The organism is Streptomyces sp. NPDC038135 (assembly GCF_055601245.1).
Map to the genome: position 1 here is coordinate 48,704 of NZ_JBVJXS010000013.1, position 23,642 is coordinate 72,345.

Sequence of the window (23,642 nt, forward strand, 5' to 3'; positions counted from 1 at the left end):
TCCATCGGCCCTCGGACGGGGGTGATGACCCCGTGGCTGCGAGACACGAGAACACACGGGGACCAGCCGTCGGGTACGTCGACCCACTGGGAGAGCCGTTTCTGCAGACCCGTTTCGCCCTGCCCGCCAGACCGGCCACCTTCCTGCGCCGGCGGCGGCTGACCGAACACCTCGACCAGGCCCTCGGCACCCCGCTGACGATGGTCAACGGCTCGGCGGGCGCGGGCAAGACCCTGCTGGTCGCGGACTGGGCCGCCCGGCTCGGACAGCCGGTCGCCTGGTTCACCAACGAGGCGGAGGACCAGGGCTGCGGGATGTTCTGGGCGTACGTCCTCCAGGCCCTGCGCGCCGCCGGGGTGTCCCTGCCCGCCGGTATCGACTGCCCCGGAGACGCCGGCCGGGTGGAGCACACCCTGCTGGCCCGCCTCGCCGACGCGCTCAGCGGGCGGGCGCGCCCCGCCGTCCTCGTGCTCGACGAGTTCGACCGGGTGACCGCCCCGCAGATCGCGGAGCAGCTGGAGTTCGTCCTGCACCACGCCGGCCCGGGACTGCGCCTGATACTCGTCACCCGCACCGAGCCGCTGCTGCCCCTGCACCGGTACCGGGCCGCCGCGGCGATGACCGAGATCCGGGACGCCGAGCTGGCCTTCACCGCCGACGAGGCCGTGGCCCTGCTGGAGCGGCACGGCCTGCGGCTCTCCGCCGAGGCCACCCGCGCCCTGGTGGAGCGCACCCGGGGCTGGGCCGCCGGACTGCGGCTGTGCGCCATGGCCGCCCAGCAGCACCCGGACCCCGAGGCGTACCTGGCGGACTTCGAGGCCGGCCGGAGCACGATCGCCGACTTCCTCCTGGCCGAGGTGCTGAAACGGCAGCCGGCCCGGACCCAGGAACTGCTGCTGGGCGTCAGCGTGATGGAGCGGTTCTGCCCCGACCTCGCCGAGGCGCTGACCGGCACCGGCGGCGTCGAGCCGGAGCTCGCCGGACTGCACACCCAGAACGCGTTCGTGGAGGACCTCGGGCACTCCTGGTACCGGCTGCACCCGCTGTTCGGCGAGATCCTCCGGACCCATCTGCGGGTCCGCTCGCCCGGCCTCGAACCGGAACTCCACCGGCGTGCCGCGCGCTGGCTGCGGGCCTCGGGCTCCCTGCCGGAGGCACTGGCGCACGGCGCCGCCGCGAGCGACTGGGAGTTCACCACCCGTGCCCTCGTCGACGACCTGGCGATCGGCCAGCTCTTCACCGGCCTGCGGGCCGACGACCTCACCGAGCTGTTCGCCCGGATGGGGCCGGAGGTCCCCGGCACGGCGGCGGAACTGGTGCGCGCGGCGCGCGACCTGTCGGGCCGCGACGTGGACCGCGGCCTGACCCATCTGCGCCGGGCCGAGGCCGGCCTGCGCGACGGGAACGGCCCGCGCACTGTTGGCGGCCGGCACACCGGGGACGTCCCGGCGGCGTTCCCCTCCGACGCGGCGGCCCGGCTGAGCTGCGTCCTGCTGGAGGCCCTGGCGGCGCGGCTGACCGGATCGCCCGGCCGGGCCGAGAAAGCGGTGGCCGAGGCCGGGAAGCTGCGCGACGAGGTCCCCGCCCCGCTGCTGGACAAGCACCCCGAGCTGACCGCCCTGCTGCTCACCCACCTGGGCTCCGCCCGGCTGTGGGCCGGCCGCTTCGACGACGCGCGCGACGCCCTGGCCGAGGCGGCCGGCTGCCCCGGCGGGGCGTCGACGGCGCTGCCCAGGGAGGACTCCCTGGGGCAGCTCGCCCTGATCGACTATCTGAACGGCTGGCTCGGCAGGGCGGAGCGCCAGGCGCTGGCCGCGCTGAGCGAGACGGAGCGGTTCGGTCTGGGCCGCCCCGCGGACCCCGGCCTGGGACAACTGGTGCTGGCCGCGGTGGCCGTCGAACGCGACGACCTCGCGCGGGCCCGCGGACTGCTGGACGAGACGGCCGGCTCCAGGGCCGTCCCGCTCGACCCGGTGACCGCCGCCGGCCGCTCCCTGGCGACGGCGCGGCTGCTGCTGGCGCGGGGCGAGCCCAGAGCCGCCGCGGCCGTCGCCGACCCGGCCGTACCGACGCTGACGGCATCCCCCTGGGCGGAGGTGCACACCGCGCTGGTCACCGCCGCCGCCCATCTGGCCGAGGGCCGGCCGGACTCCGCCGCGAAGGTGCTGGACGAGGTGCCGTACGACGGCGAGCCCGCGTACGCGGCGGAACTGGCCGGGGCCCAGCTCGCCGCCGGCAACCGCGACGCGGCGATCGGCCTCGTCGGCCTGCTGGACGACCGGGACGGCACCGGCCCCGGGGTCACCGTCCGGGCCGCGCTGGTGCGCGCGCGGGCCGCACAGGAGGACGGAGACGAGGCCACCGCCCGCAAACTGCTCGCCCGCGCCCTGCTGGACGCCCGCGGCGAACGGCTGCGGCGCCCCTTCCTCGAGGCCGGACCACAAATCCGCCGCCTCCTGGACACCCCGCCCCTGCAGGCCCTGGCCGCCGGCTGGCTCGTACCCGGCGGCTCCACGGCGCGGGCCCGTCCGGGCGCGGCGGCCGAGCCGGCGCCGCTGGTCGTCGAGGAGCTGAGCGGACGGGAGCGCGAGGTGCTGTGCCGGCTCGCCCAGATGATGTCCACGGAGGAGATCGCCGCGGACCTGTACGTGTCGGTCAACACCGTGAAGACCCACCTCAAGAGCGTCTACCGGAAGCTCGGGGTGAACCGGCGCGGCGACGCGGTGCGGCTGGCCCGCGAACGCGGGTTGATCTGACCCCGGCACGGATCGGCGAGGTGGAGCGCGTGAGACATTGGCGAGCGCTGATGGTTCTGGGCACGGCCCAGTTCCTCATGGTCCTGGACACGTCCGTCATGAACGTCTCCATCAGCCGGCTGGTCGAGGACTTCGACACCGAGGTCACCGCCATCCAGGCCGTCATCACCCTGTACGCGCTGGTCATGGCGGCGTTCATGATCATCGGGGGCCGGCTGGGCGACATCCACGGCCGCCGCCGTCTCTTCCTCCTCGGTCTCGCCGTGTACGGCACCGGGTCGGCCCTGACCGCGCTGGCGCCCACGCTGTGGGTCCTCGCCCTCGGCTGGTCCGTCATCGAGGGACTCGGCGCCGCGATGGTGCTGCCGGCCATGGCGGCCCTGGTCGCGGAGTCCTACCGGGGGAAGGACCGGGCGGTCGCCTACGGGGTGATCGGCGGGCTGGCCGGTGCGGGGATCGCGGTCGGTCCGCTGCTGGGCGGCTGGGTGACCACGTACCTGACCTGGCGGCTGGTCTTCGCGGGCGAGGTCGTGGTCGTCGTCGCCGTCCTGTGCTGCCACCGGGTGATCAAGGAGTCCCGCCGCACCCGGCCGGCGCCCCGGATGGACGTGGCCGGCGCGGTGCTCTCGGCGGCCGGGCTGGCGCTGGGCGTGCTCGGGGTGCTGCAGAGCAGCACCTGGGGCTGGGTGCAGCCGCGCAACCCGCCCTTCACCGTCCTCGGCTTCGCGCCGACCCTGTTCGTCGTCGGCGCCGGGGTGGCCCTGCTGCACCTCTTCGTGCGCTGGGAGCACGCACGGGAGGCCAGGGGCGCCGACCCGCTGGTGCACCTGCCGCTGTTCCGGGTGCCGCCCCTGCGGTCGGGGCTGCTGACCCTGCTGAGCCAGAACCTGATCCTGCTGGGGCTGTTCTTCACGATCCCCCTGTACCTGCAGGTGGTGCAGGGGTTCGACGCCTTCCAGACGGGACTGCGGCTGCTGCCGGTGTCCATCACGATGCTCGTCACGTCGCTGACCGCCGCCCGGCTCGGCCGGACCCTGGGGCCGCGCCGGGTGGTACGGCTGGCCCTGCTGACGCTCACCGTGGCCATCGTGTGGCTGCTGGCCACCATCAAGCCCGCCATCGACGACGCGCAGTTCGCCGCCGCCATGGCCGTGCTCGGCATCGGCATGGGCCTGCTCGCCTCGCAGCTCGGCAACGTCGTGCAGTCCAGCGTGGGCGAGGAGGAGCGCAGCGAGGTCGGCGGCCTGCAGTTCACCGCGCAGAACCTCGGGTCGGCGCTGGGCACCGCGCTCATCGGGTCGATGCTGATCGGGGCGCTGGCCCACGCCTTCACCGCCGACGTGGAGAACGATCCGGTGCTGTCGGCGCAGACCAAGCAGCAGACCGGGGTGGCCCTCGAGGCCGGTCTCACCTTCGTGCCCACCGACCAGGTCCGCTCGGCCGCCGAGCACGCCGGGCTGCCCCCGGCCGAGGTCGACGCGCTCACCGGCTCCTACGCCTCGGCGCAGCTCGACGGCCTGAGGGCGGCGATCCTCGCCACCGGCGCGATCACCCTCGCGAGCTTCCTCGTCACGCCCGGCCTGCCGTCGGCGCCGGAGCGCGGCGCCAAGCGGCCGGAGCGCGGCGCCCCGGCCGGCGCCGGCGACCCCGTCCCGTGAGCCCGAAAGGATGCGCCGATGTCCTCGACCCGCCCGACCACCGCACGGACGCAGCGTGCCGGCCGCCGCAGCCACGCCGACTACACGGGCGCCGTCTACGGCTCGATGCTCGCCGCGTCGGTGGTGATCGGCGCCGGCGGCCTGGGCAAGTTCCCCCGGGTGCAACTGGTGCTGCTGCTGGTGCTCACCGGTCTCGTCTTCTGGGTCGGGCACGTCCACGCCACGCTGTTCGGCGCCCGGCTCGCGCAGCGGTCGCTGACCGGACCGACCGTCTGGCGGGTGTGCCGCGAGGAGTGGCCGATCGTCGAGGCGGCCGTCCCGCCGGCCCTCGCCGTCGCCGTGAGCCCGCTGCTGGGACTGGACGTGGCGGGCGCCGTGTGGCTCGCCGTCGCGGTCGCCGTGGCCGGCCAGGTGGGCTGGTCGGCGGTCGGCGCACGGCAGGCGGGAGCCTCCTGGCGGCTGGTGTCCGTCACGGCGGCGGTCAATCTGCTGCTCGGCCTGGTGATCATCGCCTTCAAGATCGCGCTGACCCACTGACCCACTGACCCACTGACGCGCCCGCGCCCGTCCGCCGATCCCGGGCGCGGCCCCCGTATCACCTGTGCCGGGTGAGGCCCGGGCCCCGGTGGCGGAGCACGATCGCAGGTGAGACCGCAGGCGGCCCGCGGCGGGAGTACGGCACATGCGCTACGAGATCCGCGTCGATGGACACATGTCGGAGACCCTGACCAAGGCCTTCCCCGAACTCGATCATGTGATGATGTCCGGCCAGACGGTTCTGTTCGGGCGGATCATCGACCAGGCGCATCTCTACGGGCTGCTGGTCCGCTTCCAGTCACTGGGACTGCGGGTCGTGGAGATGCGTCAAGTCCCCGAGTGAAGGCCGGGATCAGGCTCCGGTCCGCCCCTGTCCGCTCTCCGCCGCCCGGACGCGTCTCCTCCGTCCCGCCGCCGCGACTCACACGTCCGCCGCCTCGATCCGCCCCGAGCGCGCGGCCTCGCCCAGTGCCGCGAAGTCCCGCTCGTTCTGGTCCGCGTACGCCTGCGCGAAGTGCGGCAGCGCACGGTCGAAGCGGTCCCCGCCGCCGAGGTAGGCGGCGATGGCGACAGGGTCGCCGGAGCGGGCGTGGGCCCGGGCCAGCGAGGCCCCGCACACCTGCCCGAACAGGTTCAGCAGAGCGGGGTCCATGGTGTCCGGGCGCACGATGCCCTTCCAGTCCAGCAGTTGGCGCACGTAGAAGTCCCGGCCCAGTCCGTCGAGGCCGATGACATGGGTCCAGCCCAGGAAGATGTCACTGGTCGTCTGGATGAGCCGCTGCCCGGCCACCACCCGGTGGCCCTGGTTGTCGTACCGCTGCCCGTGCGTGTACGGCGCGAGCACCGACTCCTGGGCCTCCTTGGCCTGCAGCAGCAGCGGATCGTCGTCGTCCCGGCCGAGCAGCAGCAGGATCCAGCAGCGGGTGCCGACACTGCCGACGCCCACCACCTTGCGGGCGACGTCCACCAGCCGGTAGCGGTCCAGCAGATGCCGCCGCTCCGAGGGCAGCGTGCGCGCGTACTCCTCCAGCAGCGACTGCAGGTACCGGTCCTCCTGCTCCGCCGTTCTGCCGGCCTCCAGGTCCCGCAGAGGAGTGATCAGCGGTGGGTCCGCCGCGATCCGGCGCCCCTGCGGCGTCAGCGTGGTCAGCTTGGCGAAGGCCCGCATGTGGGTGCGCGAGCGGGCGCGCGCCGTCGCCTGTTCGGTACGGCGCCTGCCCGCCTTGTCCATCGAGGAGGCCAGCAGTTCGCGCATCCGGTCGGCGTCGTCCTGGGCGTACCAGACGTCCAGCGTGCGCATGCGGGCGAACTCCCGCATCCGCTCACGGTAGGCACGCACGCAGCGGAGCACCGCCTCGTTCTGCTGCCGGGCCGGGAAGCCGTTGGCCCGGCCCGCGATGACGAAGCTGGCCGCCAGCCGCTTCACGTCCCACTCGAACGGACCCGGGCAGGTCTCGTCGAAGTCGTTGATGTCGAAGACCAGATGCCGTTCCGGTGAGGCCAGCAGCCGGAAGTTCAGCAGGTGCGCGTCGCCGCACAGTTGCACCTGCAGCCCGGTGCCGGGCAGCGGGCCGAGATCCGCCGCCATGACCGCCGCGGCCCCTCGGTAGAAGCGGAACGGGGATTCGAGCATCCGGCCGTAGCGGATCGGCACCAACTCCGGCAGCCGCGTGGCCGACTGATGTTCCAGCACCTCGATCACGTCCGGCCGGTCCGGCGCGGGCTCGAAGACGCCGTGGGCCGAACGCGGCACGTGGGAGCGGGCGTTCCGGCCCCGGGCCATGCGGTCGCTCAGCGACCGGGAGCCGGTGACGGCACTCGGTGCGGTCATGTGCGTGCCCTCCTCGTGCCTCACCCCCGTGCCACTCCACCCCACCCGTTCCGCCCGGTGGGAGGGATCACCCGTGGTGGGTGATCCCTCCCGCCCCCCGGAACGGAATTCTGGCCGTCGAGGGGTTCGCGCGCCGCCCCGCCTGGCGGTCCGGAGACGCCCCCGTCGCTCACGCGAGGAGGAGCCATGACCGAGTCGCGTGGTGCGGCACCGGGCAACGGACCGTCGCATGCGTTCGGCGGGGCGGCCGCCGGACCGGGACAGGGGCCGGGGGAGGCCATGACGGTGCTCGCCCGGTCCTGGCTCTGGATCCTGGGATCGGCGCTCGTGACGCTGGTCCCGGGAATCCTCATCCTGGTCTGGCCGGACGAGACCCTGCACGTCCTGGCCGTCCTCATCGGCCTCTACCTGCTGCTCATCGGCGCGCTGCGGTTCGTCACCGCCTTCTCCCGGGAGGGAGCCGGGGAACGGCTGCCCGGACTGCTCATCGCGCTGCTGTTCGTCCTCGCCGGGGTGCTCTGCCTGCGCAACCCGCTGCAGACCATCGCCGCGCTGTCACTGATCGTCGGGCTCGCCTGGCTGGTGTCCGGCATCCTCACGCTCTACACCGCGATCTCCGCCGAGGACCTCCCGCACCGCGGGGTGGTCCTCGGCGGAGCGCTGCTCGGCATCGTCGCCGGGATCGTGGTGCTGGTCCTGCCCACCGAGTCGGCGCGGGCGCTGACCCGGCTGCTCGGGCTGTGGCTCATCCTGCTGGGCCTGGTCGAGCTCGCGGTCGCCCTGGCCTGGCGGTCCGCGCTGCGCAAGGCGGGCACCGCGCAGGCCGCCCCGCGGCACGCGCCGTGAGACACCCCGGGGGGCGCCCGGCGAGACGCCCCGCGAAACGAGCCGGGTCCGTGCGGCCCGCACCGCCGGCGGGCGGCGGCCGCACGGACCCGGCTCGCCGTCGCGCCCGCCGCCGGACGGCGGTGGCGCCCGGGGCCACGATCACCCGCCTCGGGTGAGGCCGCCCCGCCCCGCCCCGCGCACGCTGGGATCGGCAGACAACGCCCCGGCCGGCTCGACAGGCCGGAGCCCCGGACTGAGGAGAGAAATGAGCGCGCAGACCTACCTCGCGTACGACTATCCACTGCTGAGCGCCTTCTGGACGATGCTGGTGTTCTTCCTGTGGATCATGTGGTTCGTCCTGCTGTTCCGGGTCATCGTCGACGTGTTCCGTGACGACGGCATGAGCGGCTGGGCCAAGGCCGGCTGGACTCTCTTCGTGATCGTGGTGCCGTTCCTGGGCGTCCTCGTCTACCTGATCGCCCGCGGCAGGGGCATGGGGGAGCGGGAGATGAACCAGGCACGGGCCCAGCAGGCGGCCTTCGACTCCTACGTCCGGGAGACCGCGCTGGGCGGCGCGGACCGCAGGAGCAGCGCCGACGAACTCGCCAAGCTGTCCGAGATGCGCACGCGCGGCGACATCAGCGACGACGAGTTCCGCAGGGCGAAGGAACTGGTCCTCAGCGGCGGCGGCGGCACGGGCACCGGCACCGGCTCCGGGACGGCGCAGCAGCCCGCCCGCGGCGTGCCGACCTCGTCCGGCCGCTGAGCACCTCCCACCTCGACGAATGGAGGCACTGGTATGACCGCACCGCGCACCAGCACGCACACCGGGACCGCCAAGCAGCAGTGGGCCGGCGGACTGACGGCCTTCGCGGGCATCATGCTCATGATCGCCGGACTGCTCAGCCTGTTCCGCGGCATCATGGCGATCGCCCAGGACGACGTCTTCGTCACGACCCCGAACTACGTCTTCAAGTTCGACCTCACCAGCTGGGGCTGGATCCACCTGGTCCTCGGTGTGATCGCGGTGGCCGTCAGCTTCGGTCTGTTCGGGCCGTCGACGTGGGCACGGGTCGCCGGCGTGGCCATCGCCGGGCTCGTCATCATCGCCAACTTCCTGTCCCTGCCGTACTACCCGGTCTGGTCGGTCGTGATGATCGCGCTGTCCGGCTTCATCATCTGGGCCCTGTGCGTCGTCAAGCGCGACGACGCCGCCACGATGCCCTAGTCCGTGTCCGCGAAGCCACGCCCGCGCGGCGGCTTCGCGGACACGCCCCGGGCGCGGGTGCACGACCCGTCGCCGCCGCGCGCGAGGAGGACGCATGGACAGGTATCCGCCCATCGCGGAGCACGGAATGGTGGGCGATCTCCAGACGGCGGCCCTGGTGTCGTCCGACGGGACCGTCGACTGGTGGTGCACCCCGCGCTTCGACTCGCCCAGCGTCTTCGCCTCGCTGCTCGACAGCGAACGCGGCGGGCACTGCCGGCTGGCGGCGGAGCACCCGGACGGCGACGGGATGACGGTGCGTCAGCTGTACCTGTCCGACACGGCGATCCTGGTCACCCGGTTCATGGGCCCCGGCGGCGTCGGCGAGGTCGCCGACTTCATGGTCCCCGTCGACTCGCCCGAGCCCACCGGCCGGCACCGTCTGATCAGGATCGCCCGGGTCGTGCGGGGGTCCCTGCCCTTCGTCCTCACCTGCCGGCCGCGCTTCGACTACGGACGCGCCCGGCACTCCCTCACCCTCACGGACGGCCACGCGGGCGTCCTGCGGGGCCCGGGCACGGACCTGCACGTCCAGACCACGGGCGGCATCACGCTGCGGGCCGACGGCGACGACGTCACCGCCCGCTTCACCCTCTCCGCGGGCCAGGCCGCCGCCGTCGTCCTGACCAGCGCGGACGGGGGAGCTCCGGCCCCCGCGACGCCGTCCCTGAACGGCGTCGCCGAGGACCTGGAGCGGTGCCGCGACTTCTGGCTGTCCTGGCTGCGGTCCTGCACCTACCGCGGCCGCTGGCAGGAGGTGGTCAACCGCTCGGCGATCACCCTGAAGCTGCTCACCTACCGGCCGACCGGCGCGCCCGTCGCCGCGGCCACCATGGGCCTGCCCGAGCAGGCGGGCGGCGAGCGCAACTGGGACTACCGCTACACCTGGATCCGGGACGCCTCCCTGTCCGTCGGGACCCTGATCGACCTGGGCTTTCTTGAGGAGGCGTACGCCTTCCGCCGCTGGCTGCGCGACCGCGTCGAGGCCGGCGGCACCACCTCGGGCGACCCCCTGCAGATCATGTACCGGGTGGACGGCGACCCCCACCTGACCGAGGAGACCCTCGACCACCTGGAGGGCTACCTGGGATCACGGCCGGTACGGGCGGGCAACGCGGCCGCCGACCAGCTCCAGCTCGACATCTACGGCGAGGCCTCCGACGCCTTCGTGGTCGGCCGGGACGTCGGCGCGATACGCGGCTGGAAGGCGCTGAGCGGCGTGCTGGACTGGCTGGCGGACAACTGGGACCGCCCCGACGAGGGCATCTGGGAGACCCGCGGGGGCCGGCAGAACTTCACCTACAGCCGGCTGATGGCCTGGGTGGCGTTCGACCGGGGCATCCGCGCGGCCACCGAGTTCTCCCGCCCGGGCGACGTCGAGCGCTGGACGGCCGCCCGGAACGCGGTCTTCGAGCAGATCACCGAGCGCGGCTGGCACGACAAGCGGAAGGCCTTCGTACAGCACTACGACACCGACGTGCTGGACGCCTCGCTGCTGCTGATGCCCCGGGTCGGCTTCCTCTCCCCGCACGACCCGGACTGGATCAGCACCCTCGACGCCATGGACGAGGAACTGGTCAGCGACAGCCTGGTCTACCGATACGACCCCGCCGCGTCCCCCGACGGACTGCGCGGCTCCGAGGGCACGTTCAACCTCTGCAGCTTCCTCTACGTCGAGGCGCTCGCCCGCTCCGGCCGCCTCCTGCAGGCCCGGCACGCCTTCGACAAGATGCTCACCTACGCCAACCACGTCGGCCTGTTCGCCGAGGAGATCGGCCCATCCGGCGAGCAGCTCGGCAACTTCCCCCAGGCGTTCACCCACCTCTCGCTCGTCACCGCCGCCATGGCGCTCGACGAGGAGCTGAACCGGGCGAACGCGCTGCCGAGCGACGGTGGGACCCGGCACCCCGGCGTCCACGGCTTCAAGGTGCCGCCCGAGTCCACGGACGCGGGAGCCGAGGATGGCTGACCAGGCGGTACCGGCCAAGGTCCCGCCGGAGGAGCGGCGGGTCCTCGCCGCGCTGGCCCTCGCCCAGTTCATCTGCAGCTTCGCCGGCTCCAACATGAACGTGATGATCAACGACATCAGCAGGGACCTGGACACCACGGTCCAGGGGGTGCAGGTCTCCATCACCCTCTTCCTGCTGGTCATGGCCGCGCTGATGATCCCCGGCGGCAAGATCACCGACCGTTACGGCCGCAAGCGGTGCTTCCTCGCCGGGCTCGTCGTCTACGCCGTGGGCGCGCTGCTGTGCGCGGGAGCGCCCGGACTCGGCGTCCTCATCCTCGGCAACTCGATCCTCGAGGGCGTCGGCACCGCCCTGCTGATCCCGCCGGTCTACATCCTCACCACCCTGCTGTACCCCGACGTCACCTCCCGTGCCCGGGCCTTCGGGGTGATCATGGCGCTGGGCGGCATCGGCGCGGCGGCGGGACCGCTGATCGGCGGACTCATCACGACCGGCATCAGCTGGCGGGCGGCCTTCGTGTTCCAGGCGCTGGTCATCGCGCTGATCGTGTGGCTGAGCCGCGGTATCGAGGACCCCCTGCCCGCGGACCCGCACCGCGCGTTCGACACCGGGGGAGCGGTCCTGTCGGCCGCCGGTCTGGTACTCATCGTCATGGGCATCCTGGCGGCGGACAACGACGTCTGGCTCATGATCGCGCTGCTCGTCCTCGGCGGCCTCGTCCTCGTCTGGTTCTTCCGGTCGACGCGCGCGAAGGAACGGGCCGGCCGCGAGCCCCTGCTCTCGCTCAGCCTGTTCCGCGACCGCACCTCCAACCTCGGGCTCGTCACGCAGAACGTCCAGTGGCTGCTGCTCATGGGCACGTCCTTCACGGTCGCCGCCTACCTCCAGGTGGTCCGCGGCTACGACGCCATCCAGACCGGAGTGATCTTCACGGCGGCCACGCTCGGGCTGCTGCTGACCTCGCTGGCCGCCCAGCGGCTGGCCGAGCGGCGGTCGCAGCGGACGCTGATCATGGCCGGCTTCACGCTCTCCGTCGCGGGCGTGGCGGTGCTGGTGGCCCTGGTCGCCTCCTTCTCCACCGCCTGGGCCTTCGTGCCGGGGCTGCTGCTCATCGGGCTCGGACTCGGCGTGATGCTGACCCCGTCGGTGAACGTCGTCCAGTCGAGCTTCCCGGAGGAGCGGCAGGGCGAGATCTCCGGCCTGTCCCGCAGCGTGTCCAACCTCGGTTCGTCGTTCGGCACCGCCATCGCCGGCACCATCCTCGTCGCCGGTCTCACCACGGGCGCCTACGCCGCCGCGATGATCACCCTTGGCGTGATCGGCCTCGGCGGCCTCGCCGCCGCCGCCCGCCTGCCCGGCGCACCGGACCGCACGGCGGCCGCGGACGCGACGGCCGGCTCGGCGCCGGGAGCCGGCGCGGAACCGGAGACGGTGGCCGGGGCGGAGCCGCCGGTCCCGGATGCCGGGCGACCCCCGGCTCCGCGCCGCCCGCACCGCGCGTGACATCATCGGCCCCGGTCAGGACCGACGCCGGAAGCGGTGGCAGGAGCCGCACGAGGAGCACGATGAACCCCGGTCTCACCGCCCCGCCCGCGGTGGGCGCCTCGCTGCTGGACGACTTCTCGCTGGAGATGACCGGCAAGGACGTGCCCAAGCTGCGGGAGGCGCGCCACACCATCCCGCCGGGCACGCGGATCAACGTCACGTTCCTCGCCGGCGAGGACCTCGCCACGCGGCTGGCCGCCGCCCGCGAGGTCAAGCGGTTCGGCTTCGTCCCGGTGCCGCACATCTCCGCCCGCCGCCTGCCGTCCCGGGCCCACCTGGAGGAGTTCCTGGCCGGCCTGGCCGCGGACGGCACCGCCGAGAACGTCTTCGTGGTCGGCGGCGACCCCGCCCGCCCGGAAGGCCCGTACCCGGACGCCCTGTCCGTCATCCGCACCGGGCTGCTCCAGCGGCACGGAGTGCGCCACATCGGCATCAGCGGCTACCCGGAGGGCCACCCCGCGATCACCGACCGCGCGCTGTGGTCGGCGCTCACCGACAAGTCGGCGGCCCTCGGCGCCGAACGGCTCACCGGCGACGTCATCACCCAGTTCGGATTCGACGCCGACCCCGTGCTCGGCTGGCTGGAGGCCGTCCGCGCCCGGGGCGTCGCCCTGCCGGTCCGCATCGGCGTGCCCGGCCCCGCCGGGGTGCGCCGGCTGATGACGTACGCGACCCGCTTCGGCGTCGCCACCAGCGCCTCCGTGGCCCGCAAGTACGGGTTCTCACTGACCAACTTGATGGGCACGGCGGGCCCCGACCGCTTTCTGCACGCCCTGGCCCGGCGCCACGACCCCGCCCGGCACGGCAGGGTGAAGGTGCACTTCTACACGTTCGGCGGACTGCGGGCCACGTCCGAGTGGATAGCCCGGTTCCGGCACGGCGAGCGGACGGACTGACCACCCGCGGAGCTGTGCGGCGCCCGCCGGTCACCGCGACGTACGTGTCGGATTCCCGCCAGCGAGCGGCCCCCTCGGTGACCGATCCTTGAGCCATGCAGACAGGGATGCACCTCGACCGGGAGCACTGCGTGCGCGCCGTGCGGTCCAAGGACGCGCGGTTCGACGGATGGTTCTTCACGGCCGTCCTGACCACCCGCATCTACTGCCGGCCGAGCTGCCCGGCCGTGCCGCCCAAGGCGGAGAACATGACGTTCCTGCCGAGCGCGGCGGCCTGCCAGCAGGCCGGGTTCCGGGCCTGCAAGCGCTGCCGCCCGGACACCAGCCCCGGCTCCCCGGAGTGGAACCTGCGCGCCGACCTGGTGGCCCGGGCGATGCGGCTGATCGCCGACGGCGTCGTGGACCGCGAGGGCGTGACCGGGCTGGCCGCCCGGCTCGGCTACAGCTCACGGCAGGTGGAACGCCAGCTCCTCGCCGAGCTGGGCGCCGGGCCCCTCGCCCTGGCGCGGGCACAGCGCGCCCAGACCGCGCGGCTGCTCGTCGAGACGACCTCGCTGCCCATGGCGGAGATCGCCTTCGCGGCCGGCTTCTCCTCCATCCGGGCCTTCAACGAGACCGTCCGCGAGGTCTTCGCCCTCTCCCCGAGCGAGCTGCGCGCCCGGGTGCCGGGGAACCGCGCGGCGAGCACCCCCGGCACCCTCGCGCTGCGACTGCCGTTCCGTGCCCCGCTCAACCCGGACAACCTCTTCGGCCACCTCGCCGCCACCGCCGTACCGGGCGTGGAGGAGTGGCGGGACGGCGCGTACCGGCGCACCCTGCGCCTCCCCTACGGACACGGCATCGTCGCCCTCACCCCGCACCCCGACCACATCGCCTGCCGGCTCACCCTCGGCGACCCGCGCGACCTGACCGTGGCCATCAGCCGCTGCCGGCGCATGCTCGACCTGGACGCCGACCCCGTCGCCGTCGACGAGCGGCTGCGCGCCGATCCGCTGCTCGCGCCGCTGGTGGACCGGGCGCCCGGCCGCCGGGTGCCGCGCACCGTCGACGAGGCCGAGTTCGCCGTCCGCGCGGTGCTCGGCCAGCAGGTCTCCACGGCCGCAGCCCGCACCCACGCGGCCCGCCTGGTCGTCGCGCACGGCAAGCCACTGGACGACCCCGAGGGCGGCCTCACCCACCTCTTCCCGTCACCCGAGGCGCTGGCCGCCGTGGACCCGGAGACCCTGGCCATGCCCCGGACCCGCCGCACCACCCTGACCACCCTGGTGCGCCAACTGGCCGACGGCGCCCTGCACCTGGGCGTCGAGTCCGACTGGGCCGAGGCGCGGGCCCGCCTGCTCGCCCTGCCCGGCTTCGGCCCGTGGACGGCCGACGTCGTCGCCATGCGGGCCCTCGGCGACCCCGACGCCTTCCTCCCCACCGACCTGGGGATCCGGCGCGCCGCCCGGGAACTGGGCCTGCCCGCCACCCCGGCGGCGCTCACCGCCCGCGCCGAGTCCTGGCGCCCCTGGCGGGCCTACGCGGTCCAGTACCTGTGGGCGACGGACGACCACCCCATCAACTTCCTGCCCGTGTGAGGACGTTCACGATGAAGCAGCACACCGTCACCGACAGCCCCTACGGCCCCCTGACCCTCGTCGCCGAGGACGGCGTCCTGTGCGGCCTCTACATGGCCGGCCAGCGCCACCGCCCACCCGAGGAGACCTTCGGCGACCCCAACGACACCCCCTTCGCCGAGGCCCGGGAGCAGCTCTCCGCCTACTTCGCCGGCGAGCTGAAGGAGTTCACCCTCGAACTCCGCCTGTCCGGGACCCCGTTCCAGCGCGGCGTCTGGGACCGGCTGACCCGCATCCCCTACGGAGAGACCCGCTCCTACGGCGAACTCGCCACCGAGCTGGGCAACCCCAAGGCGTCCCGCGCGGTCGGCCTCGCCAACGGCAGGAACCCGATTGGCATCATCGTGCCCTGCCACCGGGTCATCGGCGCGGCGGGCTCCCTGACCGGCTACGGCGGCGGCCTCGACCGCAAACGCCGCCTGCTCGACTTCGAACGGGGAACGGCCCTGTTCTAGCGGCCGTGGTCACACGCCCCGTTCCGGCGTCGCGCCCAGCCGGTCCAGCAGGGCCGGCAGCGCCGTGCCGATCGGCTCGCGCACGATCTCGTCGGCCAGGTCGTCGTACGGCGTCGGCTCGGCGTTGACGATGATCAGCCGCGCCCCGTGATCGGCGGCGACGCCGGCGAGGCCGGCCGCGGGCTGGACCTGGAGGCTGGTGCCGACGGCGATGAAGATCTGGCAGGCCTTGGTGACGGCGACCGCCTCGCCGAGCACGACCGGGTCGAGCCGTTCACCGAACATCACGGTCGCCGACTTCAGGATGCCGCCGCACCCCAGGCACGGCGGGTCGTCCTCACCGGCCTCGACGCGGGCCAGGGCGTCCTCCATCGGCCCCCGGGCGTGGCACTTGGTGCACACCACGCTCCGCGCGGTGCCGTGCAGCTCCAGGACCTTGCGGGCGGGCATCCCGGCGAGCTGGTGCAGCCCGTCCACGTTCTGCGTGATCACCCGGACCGGGACCCCGGAGCGCTCCAGCGCGGCCACGGCCCGGTGCGCGGCGTTGGGCTCGGCGCCGCGCGCCCCGCTCGCGCGCCGCATCAACCACGACCGCCGCCGGATCTCCGGATCGGCCATGTAGTACTCGTACGTCACGAGCTTCTCGGCCTCCGGGTCCCGCCGCCACAGCCCGTCGGGCCCGCGGTAGTCCGGTATGCCGGAGTCGGTTGAGATGCCGGCCCCGCTCAGCAGGGCGATGAGGGGCTTGGTCATACGGCCGAGGGTAGGACCCGATCAAGGACACCGCGAACGGATATCGCCGGCCCCGGCGTCGTCCTCGGATACGGCCGCGGCGGCGGGCGTCGGCTGTTAGCGTCGCGGCATGGCCAAGGTGACCGTTTCGCTCGACGCCCAGCTCGTCGTCGAGGTCATGGTGCTCGCGGGGGTCGGCGACCCGCAGGACGCCGTGGAACTCGTGGTCCGCGACTACATCCAGCGCGGGCACCGCACCGAGGCGCGCGTCGCCGAGCGCGAGGAGGCGCTGCGCGACGTGGACGCCAGGCCCCCGGACCCGGAGGGCTGAACCCTCAGGCGACCCGGTGGCCGTTCTCCAGCTCCGCCGTGCCCGCGCCCTCCGCCAGGACGTCCAGCGCGGCCAGCACCCGGCGGCCGAGCGCGCCGGGCAGGTGCGCGGGGAGATCCTCGCGGGGCACCAGGCGCCAGGACAGCAGTTCCTCCTCCTGCAGCCGGATGGCGTCGAACTCCGCCCCGGTGAGGACCCCGCCGTCGTACAGGTACGCCACCAGCGGCGGCCGTCCCGTGCCGAGCACCCAGTCCACCGCAAGCAGCCGGCCGAGCTCGCGGTCGAGGCCGATCTCCTCGAGCGTCTCCCGGCGGGCGCCCTGGCGCGGGCTCTCCCCGTCGTCGGACTCGACGGTCCCGCCCGGAAGGGCCCACCCCTCGCGGTAGTTGGGCTCCACGAGCAGCACCCGCCCCTCGGAGTCCCGGAAGAGCGCGGCTGCGGCGGCGAGGACGCGGGGCAGGCTCGCGATGTACGCGGCGAAGGTGTCCGTGCTGGTCATCCAGGAAGGGTAACCGGACACCGGACGCTAACGCCCGGCCGTCGCCAGGCGCACGGTGCGTTCGGCCAGCGCGCTGATCCGCACCCCGTCGAAGCCGAACACCGCGCTGCGCACCGTGTCCTGGAGTGGCTCCGTCCACTGGGGCGGGATCGCGGCCGCGCCGGTCATCACCCCGGCCACCGAACCGGCCGTCGCGCCGTTGGAGTCGGTGTCCAGGCCACCACGGACGGTGAGGGCGACGGTCCGGGTGAAGTCGCCGTCGCCGTAGAGCAGCCCGGCGGTCAGCACGGCCGCGTTGGGGACGGTGTGGATCCAGCCGAGCCCGGCGGTCTCCTCGGACACCGTGCCGAGGGTCTCCTCCCAGGACAGCCCGGCCCCGTGCAGGGACGTCACCCGGCGCACGGTCCGGGCCAGCCTGCTGCTCGCCGGGATCACGGCCAGCGCGCTCTCCAGCGCGTCCCGCACGTCCGGCTCGGTGAACGCCGCCGCGATCAGCGCGGCCGCCCACATCGCCCCGTAGACACCGTTGCCGGTGTGCGACAGCACCGCGTCCCGGCGGGCCAGCGAGGCCGCGCGGCGCGGGTCGCCCGGGCTGGTCCAGCCGTGCACGTCGGCCCGGATCAGGGCGCCGATCCACTCCTGGTACGGGTTGTCGTACGTCGCCGTCAGCGGCGGCTTCAGACCGTTGGCGAGGTTGCGGTACGCGGCCCGCTCCGCGGTGAAGGTCTGCAGGTACGGCAGCCCGAGCAGCCACAGGTCGCCGACCTGCTCGGTGCTGAAGCCGAAACCGTGGCTCTCCAGCAGGTGCAGCCCGAGGATCGCGTAGTCGACGTCGTCGTCCCGGCAGCTCCCGTGGACGCGGCCGCGCACGCACCGGCGCCACTCGGGCCGCAGCAGGGCGGCGTCGGCGGGGTCGGCCGGCTCGGGCAGGTAGTCGGTGAGCGGCAGCGCGTCCGCCCGGCGCAGATAGCGGTCGATGCGCTCGCGCGTCCACACCTCGCCCTGCTCGACCGGCTTGCCGAGCATGTTGCCCGCGATCCGGCCGAGCCAGCCGCCGTGGACGCGGTCGGCGAGGTCCGGGCCGTCGTCGAGGTCGCTCATGGCTGGTCCCTACCCGCTTTCCCCCGCCGCCTCCCAGCCGGTTCCCACGGTTCGGGCAGGGCATGGCGGCGCGGACGTCCTGAGGTTAAGGTCACAGCGGCGCGACTGGCCCCGACGTGCGCGGGGCCCGGAGAGCAAGGGGAATGCAAGGTGGCGGACGCTGCAGGCAACGGGACCCGTCGGGTGCTCATCGCCGCGGACAAGTTCAAGGGCTCGCTGACGGCCGTGCGGGTCGCCGAGCGGATCACGGCCGGGCTGCGCCGGGTCGTGCCGGATGTCGAGGTCGAGGCGCTGCCGGTCGCCGACGGCGGCGACGGCACCGTGGACGCGGCCGTCGCGGCCGGCTTCGAACGCCGCGAGGTCCGGGTGGCCGGGCCGCTCGGGCAGGAGGTCACGGCCGCGTACGCGCTGCGCGGCGGCACCGCGGTCGTGGAGATGGCCGAGGCGAGCGGACTGCAGCGGCTGCCCTCCGGGGTGTTCGCGCCGCTGACCGCCTCGACGTACGGCTCGGGCGAACTGTTGCGCGCGGCGCTGGACGCGGGCGCGCGGACGATCGTGTTCGGCGTCGGCGGCAGCGCCACGACGGACGGCGGCGCCGGGATGCTGTCGGCGCTGGGCGCGCGGTTCCTCGACGCGGACGGGGAGCCGGTGCCACCGGGCGGCGGCGGCCTCGCCGCGCTGGCGCGGGCCGACCTGTCCGGCCTCGACCCACGCCTGGACTCGGTGGAACTGGTCCTCGCCAGCGACGTCGACAACCCGCTGACCGGGCCGAAGGGCGCGCCCGCGGTGTACGGGCCGCAGAAGGGCGCCACCCCGGACGACGTGGCGGCCCTGGACGCCGCGCTCGCGCACTTCGCCGAGGTGCTGGAGACCGCCGTGGGCCCGCGGGCCGCGGACTTCGCGGCGGCGCCCGGCGCGGGGGCGGCCGGCGGCATCGGCTACGGCGCCCTCCTGCTGGGCGCCCGGTTCCGCCCCGGCATCGAGGTCATGCTGGACGTGCTGGGCTTCGCCCCGGCACTGGAGCGCGCCTCGCTGGTGATCACCGGGGAGGGTTCGCTGGACGAGCAGACCCTGCACGGCAAGGCCCCGGCGGGGGTCGCCGCCGCGGCCCGCGCGGCGGGCAAGGAGGTCGTCGCGGTGTGCGGGCGGCTCGCCCTGCCCGAGGAGTCGCTGCGCCGCGCCGGGATCGGCCGGGCGTACCCGCTGACGTCCGTCGAGCCGGACGTCGCGACGTGCATCGCGGACGCGGGGCCGATCCTGGAACGGGTCGCGGAGCGGATCGCGCGGGACCTGCTCGGCTGAGCCGTCACTGTACGGGGGTCAGCTCACCGTCGAAGTCCCGGAACCAGCTGCCGCTGGTGAGGCCCTCCACCTTGTGGTTCTTGCACCACTGCTTCGACATGTGGTGGAGGGGCTTCGCGGTGCGCTCCCAGACGAGCGAGTGTCCCGCACCGGCGAGGCGGAACATCAGCTTCTGCGGCCCCGGGACGGCCGCGTAGAGGTCTGGCACGGAGAAGCGCAGGACGTCGGGGAACGTGGCCGGGCTGTTGGCGGTCCGGTCCGCGTCCCCGTAGACGATCAGCACGGGCACCCGTTCGCCGAGCACCCGGGTACCGGCCGGGTTCTCGTACGGCACGGTCTGGTTGTTCCAACCCCACCAGTAGGTGTTGCGGTACCGCAGGACGCCCTCGTACGTGCCGGGTGCGCCCGCCACCTCGGGGCCCCACTTGCTGCCGAGCGCGTCGTTCGCCATACAGGCGGCCCACACGAGGTCCGGGATACCGGGCTCCCACAGGTCAGGGGTACTGGCCAGAGAGGCCTTCACCCCGGTCATGCTGCCGACGTTCATCGGAAAACCGAACATGTTGGGCGGCTTGGACACGGGCAGGGTCCCGGCCTCCATCGGGCGCCCGAAGGGCTCCGCGGGCTTCTGGGACCAGCGTCCCTTCGGCGGGAACATCGGGGCCAGCAGGAGCAGGCTCTCGACCTTGCCGGGATTCTGCAGGGTGTAGGGCCCCATCACAAAGGCGGCCGCGGACCAGCCGATGAAGCGGATCGGCTTGTTCCGGCCCGGCAGGTTCTGGATGAACGCGACCACCTTGTCCAGCTCCGCCCAGTCGCTCTCGGAGTTGCCCAGCTCGTGCGCGTAGGGCGGCGGGGGAGGGCACGGCTCCGTGAGGGGGTGCGGGACGAGGACCTGTTGCTGCTGGGCCGGGTTCGCGTTGCAGGCTTCGTCCATCACCTTGGGGCGGGTGGAACGTCCGGATCCCTGCAGGTCCATGATGAACACGTCGTAGCCGTCGTCTGCGAGTTCCTGCGCCCAGCTGTACCGGGTGGCGGAACCGCCGGGTACCGGCGCCAGGTCGAACCCCGGCAGCGCGGGCACGCTTCTGCCGTGCAGCATCAGCACGGGCAGGGGTGGTTTGTTGGTCTTGGTGCCGTTGTACTCCCGGACGAACAGCTCCACCGGGTCGCCGTAGTTCGCCGGGACCTTCGAGGCGAGCGGCACCTTGTACTCGTTGAGGGTGGGTGCGGGCATGGCCGTCTCCCTGGGCCAGTGAAATCAGACGTTTCAGGTAGAATGCCCCCTTTTCCACCCTCCTCTGCTGTCCGATCTGCTGCAACTCGGCCACGACAGCTGGTACTTGACGGGTCAACGGGTGAGCCGCTTCCTCCCTTGAAGCCGAAACGGGTGTGGCCCGAGTCCTCAGGACTCGGGCCACACCCGTCGATGCCGGCGAGGGCGTCAGGGCAGCTGGGCCGCCCGCGACTCGCGGCGGTTGTCGCGGAAGTTGTTCACCCGGCGGGCCGTGGCGAACAGCGGGATCACCGCGCCCATGACGAGCTGCAGCGCGCAGCCGGTCTGCAGGAGCAGCTGCCCGCTCGGGGCGTCGAAGGCCCAGGCGGCCAGCAGGCCCATCGACAGGACGATCCACGAGAGCATCGCCCCGGCGAGGCGGCCGCGCGGCTTCGGGTACTCCACCCGGCTCACCATCAGCCACGCGGTGCCCAGGATCGCCAGCAGGGTGGCCACGAAGGGCAGCTCCAGCAGGACGATCGAGACGACCGTGAGCGCGCCGAACGGCGAGGGCATGCCCTGGAAGGTGCCGTCCTTCACCGTCACGCAGCTGAACCGCGCCAGCCTGAGCACCACCGCGAGGAGCACCACGATCGCCCCCAGCGCCGCCACTCTCTGGTGCGCGTCGTCCGCGACCATGCCGTAGACGAGGACGAAGTACGCGGGCGCCAGGCCGAAGCTGATCAGGTCCGACAGGTTGTCCAGCTCCGCGCCCATCGGGGAGGAGCGCAGCTTCCGCGCGACCAGGCCGTCGAACAGGTCGAAGACCGCCGCGCAGAGCATCAGGATGACCGCCGTGGCCGCGCTGTGGCGGGCCATGCCGGACTCCTGGCTGCCGGTGAGGTGCGGGATCAGGATGCCGGTGGTGGTGAAGTACACCGCCATGAAGCCGCACGTGGCGTTGCCCAGCGTCAGGGTGTCCGCTATCGACAGGCGGAGAGAAAGGGGCATCTCCTCCTCGTCGTCCACGTCGTCGGCCTCGGGCACCCAGCCCGCCTGGGTCTCCGGATCAATCACGGTCAATGCGAGTCACCCCAGCCACGGTCTTCTGTCCGACCTCGACCGCGACCTCCACGCCCTCGGGCAGGTAGAGGTCGACACGCGAGCCGAAGCGGATCAGACCGATGCGGTCGCCCTGCTCGACCTTCGTGCCCTCGGGGATGTACGGCACGATGCGGCGGGCCACCGCGCCGGCGATCTGGATCATCTCGATGTCGCCGAGTTCGGTGTCGAAATGCCAGACTACGCGCTCGTTGTTCTCGCTCTCCTTGTTGAACGCGGGAACGAAGCCGCCGGGGATGTGCTCGACCGACGTCACGGTGCCGGCGAGCGGCGCGCGGTTCACGTGCACGTTGAGCGGGCTCATGAAGATCGCGACGCGGGTGCGGCCGTCCTTCCAGGGCATGATGCTCTGCACCACGCCGTCGGCGGGCGAGATGACCCGGCCGGGGGCGATCTCGCGCTCGGGGTCGCGGAAGAACCACAGCATGCCCGCCGCGAGCGCGGTGGCGGGCACGGCGACGGCCTTGGCCGCGCCCGAGCGGCGGGCGCGGACCAGGCTGAGGGCTGCGGTGGCGACGGTCGGGAGAAGCCACGGCGATGCTCCGCGCGCGAGGCGTGCGCCTACCAGGCTGTCGCGGTGTGCAGAGGTTTGGCTGTGGGGCATGGATGACCTTCGTAGCGGATGATGCCGCGCTCTGACGGGGGACGGCGGCTTTCCCGGGATCGTACCGGTCGCAGGTCACAACTGGGCAAGCCAGGAAGCCGAGTCGGCGGCTGAGGGGTATCGACGGGGTGTGATCTTCTTCTCGAAGAAAACACCCCGTTTCCGGACAATCAGCCCTGGAATCGATACTCTTCGAGCAGCCTGCGCCCGATGATCATTTTCTGGATCTCGGCGGTACCCTCGCCGATCAGCAGCATCGGGGCCTCCCGGTAGAGGCGCTCGATCTCGTACTCCTTGGAGAAGCCGTAGCCGCCGTGGATCCGGAAGGCGTCCTCCACGACCTCCTTGCAGTACTCGGAGGCGAGGTACTTCGCCATGCCTGCCTCGAGGTCGTTTCGCTCCCCGGAGTCCTTTTTGCGTGCCGCGTTCACCATCATGGCATGCGCGGCCTCGACCTTGGTGGCCATTTCGGCCAGCTTGAACTGGATGGCCTGGTGCTGGGCGATGGGCCGGCCGAAGGTGTGCCGCTGCTGGGCGTACTGAACGCCCAGCTCGAAGGCGCGCTGCGCCACTCCGCAGCCGCGGGCCGCCACATTCACGCGGCCGACCTCCACTCCGTCCATCATTTGGTAAAAACCTCGGCCGGTGACGCCGCCGAGCACCCGATCGGCCGGAACGCGCAGGCCGTCCATGATCAGCTCGGTGGTGTCGACGCCCTTGTAGCCCATCTTGTCGATCTTGCCCGGAATGGTCAGGCCGGGGCGGACCTCACCGAAGCCGGGCTCCTTCTCGACCAGGAAGGTGGTCATCGACTTGTGCGGGGCCGTGCCCTCGGGGTGACCTTCGTCACTTCGGACCAGAACGGCCACCAGCGACGAGGTTCCGCCGTTCGTGAGCCACATCTTCTGGCCGTTCAGGACGTACTCGTCGCCGTCCTTGACCGCCTTCGACGTGATCGCCGACACGTCGGAGCCGAGGCCCGGCTCCGACATCGAGAAGGCGCCGCGGATGTCGCCGGCCGCCATGCGGGGCAGGAAGTGCTCCTTCTGCTCCTGCGTGCCGTGCTGCTTGAGCATGTACGCGACGATGAAGTGCGTGTTGATGATGCCGGACACCGACATCCAGCCGCGGGCGATCTCCTCCACGCACAGCGCGTACGTCAGGAGCGACTCGCCCAGACCCCCGTACTCCTCGGGGATCATCAGACCGAACAGGCCGAGTTCCTTCAGGCCGTCCACGATCGCTTGCGGGTACTCGTCGCGGTGCTCCAGCCCGGTCGCGACCGGGATGATCTCCTTGTCCACGAAGTCGCGGACGGTGGAGAGGATCTCCTGCTGGACGTCGTTCAGACCGGCGGTCTGGGCGAGGCGCGCCAT

At 72.9% G+C, this 23,642-nt stretch carries 22 protein-coding genes; 14 read left to right on the forward strand and 8 right to left on the reverse strand.

What is annotated here, in order from left to right; translation table 11 throughout:
- Positions 1–32 precede the first annotated feature (32 nt).
- The 4 genes from ACZ7JA_RS32295 (at position 33) to ACZ7JA_RS32310 (ending at position 5,294) form a co-directional block, all read left to right on the forward strand.
- The gene (locus tag ACZ7JA_RS32295; RefSeq protein WP_470811923.1) at positions 33–2,756 is read left to right on the forward strand and encodes a winged helix-turn-helix domain-containing protein; all 2,724 of its coding nucleotides are present in this window, start codon (positions 33–35) and stop codon (positions 2,754–2,756) included.
- A gap of 29 nt (positions 2,757–2,785) precedes the next feature.
- Positions 2,786–4,414: an MFS transporter gene (locus ACZ7JA_RS32300; RefSeq protein WP_450746387.1), complete on the forward strand. Its 1,629-nt coding sequence runs from the start codon at positions 2,786–2,788 to the stop codon at positions 4,412–4,414.
- A gap of 18 nt (positions 4,415–4,432) precedes the next feature.
- A complete protein-coding gene (locus ACZ7JA_RS32305; protein ID WP_351671642.1) occupies positions 4,433–4,951 on the forward strand; it encodes a hypothetical protein in 519 nt (172 codons plus the stop codon).
- Positions 4,952–5,096: 145 nt separating this feature from the next.
- Positions 5,097–5,294, forward strand: coding sequence for a hypothetical protein (locus ACZ7JA_RS32310; protein ID WP_351671639.1), 198 nt, complete (start codon positions 5,097–5,099; stop codon positions 5,292–5,294).
- Positions 5,295–5,372: 78 nt separating this feature from the next.
- Here the strand turns inward: ACZ7JA_RS32310 and ACZ7JA_RS32315 are convergent, their stop codons facing one another.
- Positions 5,373–6,782 carry a DUF2252 domain-containing protein gene (locus ACZ7JA_RS32315; RefSeq protein ID WP_389454115.1) on the reverse strand — a complete coding sequence of 470 codons (1,410 nt, stop codon included), beginning with the start codon at positions 6,780–6,782 and terminating at the stop codon, positions 5,373–5,375.
- A gap of 186 nt (positions 6,783–6,968) precedes the next feature.
- Between ACZ7JA_RS32315 and ACZ7JA_RS32320 the strand changes: the two genes are divergently transcribed.
- The 8 genes from ACZ7JA_RS32320 (at position 6,969) to ACZ7JA_RS32355 (ending at position 15,359) form a co-directional block, all read left to right on the forward strand.
- A complete protein-coding gene (locus ACZ7JA_RS32320; protein WP_351671633.1) occupies positions 6,969–7,628 on the forward strand; it encodes an HdeD family acid-resistance protein in 660 nt (219 codons plus the stop codon).
- Between the two features lie 247 nt (positions 7,629–7,875).
- Positions 7,876–8,376 (forward strand): SHOCT domain-containing protein, encoded by a 501-nt coding sequence (locus ACZ7JA_RS32325; protein WP_389302065.1) that lies wholly within the window; start codon positions 7,876–7,878, stop codon positions 8,374–8,376.
- 33 nt (positions 8,377–8,409) lie between these two features.
- Positions 8,410–8,838: a DUF7144 family membrane protein gene (locus ACZ7JA_RS32330; protein ID WP_351673532.1), complete on the forward strand. Its 429-nt coding sequence runs from the start codon at positions 8,410–8,412 to the stop codon at positions 8,836–8,838.
- 94 nt (positions 8,839–8,932) lie between these two features.
- Positions 8,933–10,846 carry a glycoside hydrolase family 15 protein gene (locus ACZ7JA_RS32335; RefSeq protein ID WP_470811927.1) on the forward strand — a complete coding sequence of 638 codons (1,914 nt, stop codon included), beginning with the start codon at positions 8,933–8,935 and terminating at the stop codon, positions 10,844–10,846.
- On the forward strand, positions 10,839–12,350 hold the full coding sequence (locus ACZ7JA_RS32340; protein ID WP_470811929.1) for an MFS transporter: 1,512 nt from the start codon (positions 10,839–10,841) through the stop codon (positions 12,348–12,350). The genes ACZ7JA_RS32335 and ACZ7JA_RS32340 overlap by 8 nt, the downstream gene beginning before the upstream one ends.
- A gap of 62 nt (positions 12,351–12,412) precedes the next feature.
- The gene (locus ACZ7JA_RS32345; protein WP_389302058.1) at positions 12,413–13,288 is read left to right on the forward strand and encodes a methylenetetrahydrofolate reductase; all 876 of its coding nucleotides are present in this window, start codon (positions 12,413–12,415) and stop codon (positions 13,286–13,288) included.
- 95 nt (positions 13,289–13,383) lie between these two features.
- The gene (locus ACZ7JA_RS32350) at positions 13,384–14,865 is read left to right on the forward strand and encodes an AlkA N-terminal domain-containing protein (protein WP_351673524.1); all 1,482 of its coding nucleotides are present in this window, start codon (positions 13,384–13,386) and stop codon (positions 14,863–14,865) included.
- Between the two features lie 11 nt (positions 14,866–14,876).
- Positions 14,877–15,359 (forward strand): methylated-DNA--[protein]-cysteine S-methyltransferase, encoded by a 483-nt coding sequence (locus ACZ7JA_RS32355; RefSeq protein ID WP_470811932.1) that lies wholly within the window; start codon positions 14,877–14,879, stop codon positions 15,357–15,359.
- Between the two features lie 9 nt (positions 15,360–15,368).
- On the opposite strand, the gene ACZ7JA_RS32360 is transcribed toward ACZ7JA_RS32355, so the two are convergent.
- Positions 15,369–16,112 (reverse strand): SIR2 family NAD-dependent protein deacylase, encoded by a 744-nt coding sequence (locus ACZ7JA_RS32360; RefSeq protein WP_450753090.1) that lies wholly within the window; start codon positions 16,110–16,112, stop codon positions 15,369–15,371.
- Positions 16,113–16,221: 109 nt separating this feature from the next.
- On the opposite strand from ACZ7JA_RS32360, the gene ACZ7JA_RS32365 reads away from it, so the two are divergent.
- A complete protein-coding gene (locus ACZ7JA_RS32365) occupies positions 16,222–16,422 on the forward strand; it encodes a type II toxin-antitoxin system VapB family antitoxin (protein ID WP_351673514.1) in 201 nt (66 codons plus the stop codon).
- Positions 16,423–16,426: 4 nt separating this feature from the next.
- Here ACZ7JA_RS32365 and ACZ7JA_RS32370 read toward each other — a convergent pair whose 3' ends face one another.
- Together ACZ7JA_RS32370 and ACZ7JA_RS32375 are read right to left on the reverse strand one after the other, a co-directional pair.
- Entirely contained in the window at positions 16,427–16,921 is a 495-nt protein-coding gene (locus ACZ7JA_RS32370) for an NUDIX hydrolase (protein WP_351673512.1), read from the reverse strand.
- A gap of 27 nt (positions 16,922–16,948) precedes the next feature.
- Positions 16,949–18,022, reverse strand: coding sequence for an ADP-ribosylglycohydrolase family protein (locus ACZ7JA_RS32375; RefSeq protein WP_470811935.1), 1,074 nt, complete (start codon positions 18,020–18,022; stop codon positions 16,949–16,951).
- A gap of 150 nt (positions 18,023–18,172) precedes the next feature.
- Here ACZ7JA_RS32375 and ACZ7JA_RS32380 point away from each other — a divergent pair, with 150 nt between their 5' ends.
- Positions 18,173–19,324 carry a glycerate kinase gene (locus ACZ7JA_RS32380; RefSeq protein ID WP_470811937.1) on the forward strand — a complete coding sequence of 384 codons (1,152 nt, stop codon included), beginning with the start codon at positions 18,173–18,175 and terminating at the stop codon, positions 19,322–19,324.
- A 4-nt stretch (positions 19,325–19,328) separates the two neighbouring features.
- Here the strand turns inward: ACZ7JA_RS32380 and ACZ7JA_RS32385 are convergent, their stop codons facing one another.
- From ACZ7JA_RS32385 to ACZ7JA_RS32400, 4 genes are all read right to left on the reverse strand, one after another.
- The gene (locus ACZ7JA_RS32385; RefSeq protein ID WP_351673508.1) at positions 19,329–20,561 is read right to left on the reverse strand and encodes an alpha/beta hydrolase; all 1,233 of its coding nucleotides are present in this window, start codon (positions 20,559–20,561) and stop codon (positions 19,329–19,331) included.
- 207 nt (positions 20,562–20,768) lie between these two features.
- A complete protein-coding gene (gene pssA, locus ACZ7JA_RS32390; RefSeq protein WP_250400422.1) occupies positions 20,769–21,587 on the reverse strand; it encodes a CDP-diacylglycerol--serine O-phosphatidyltransferase in 819 nt (272 codons plus the stop codon).
- A gap of 22 nt (positions 21,588–21,609) precedes the next feature.
- The gene (locus ACZ7JA_RS32395) at positions 21,610–22,266 is read right to left on the reverse strand and encodes a phosphatidylserine decarboxylase (RefSeq protein WP_389302043.1); all 657 of its coding nucleotides are present in this window, start codon (positions 22,264–22,266) and stop codon (positions 21,610–21,612) included.
- 170 nt (positions 22,267–22,436) lie between these two features.
- A complete protein-coding gene (locus tag ACZ7JA_RS32400; RefSeq protein WP_351669075.1) occupies positions 22,437–23,642 on the reverse strand; it encodes an acyl-CoA dehydrogenase family protein in 1,206 nt (401 codons plus the stop codon).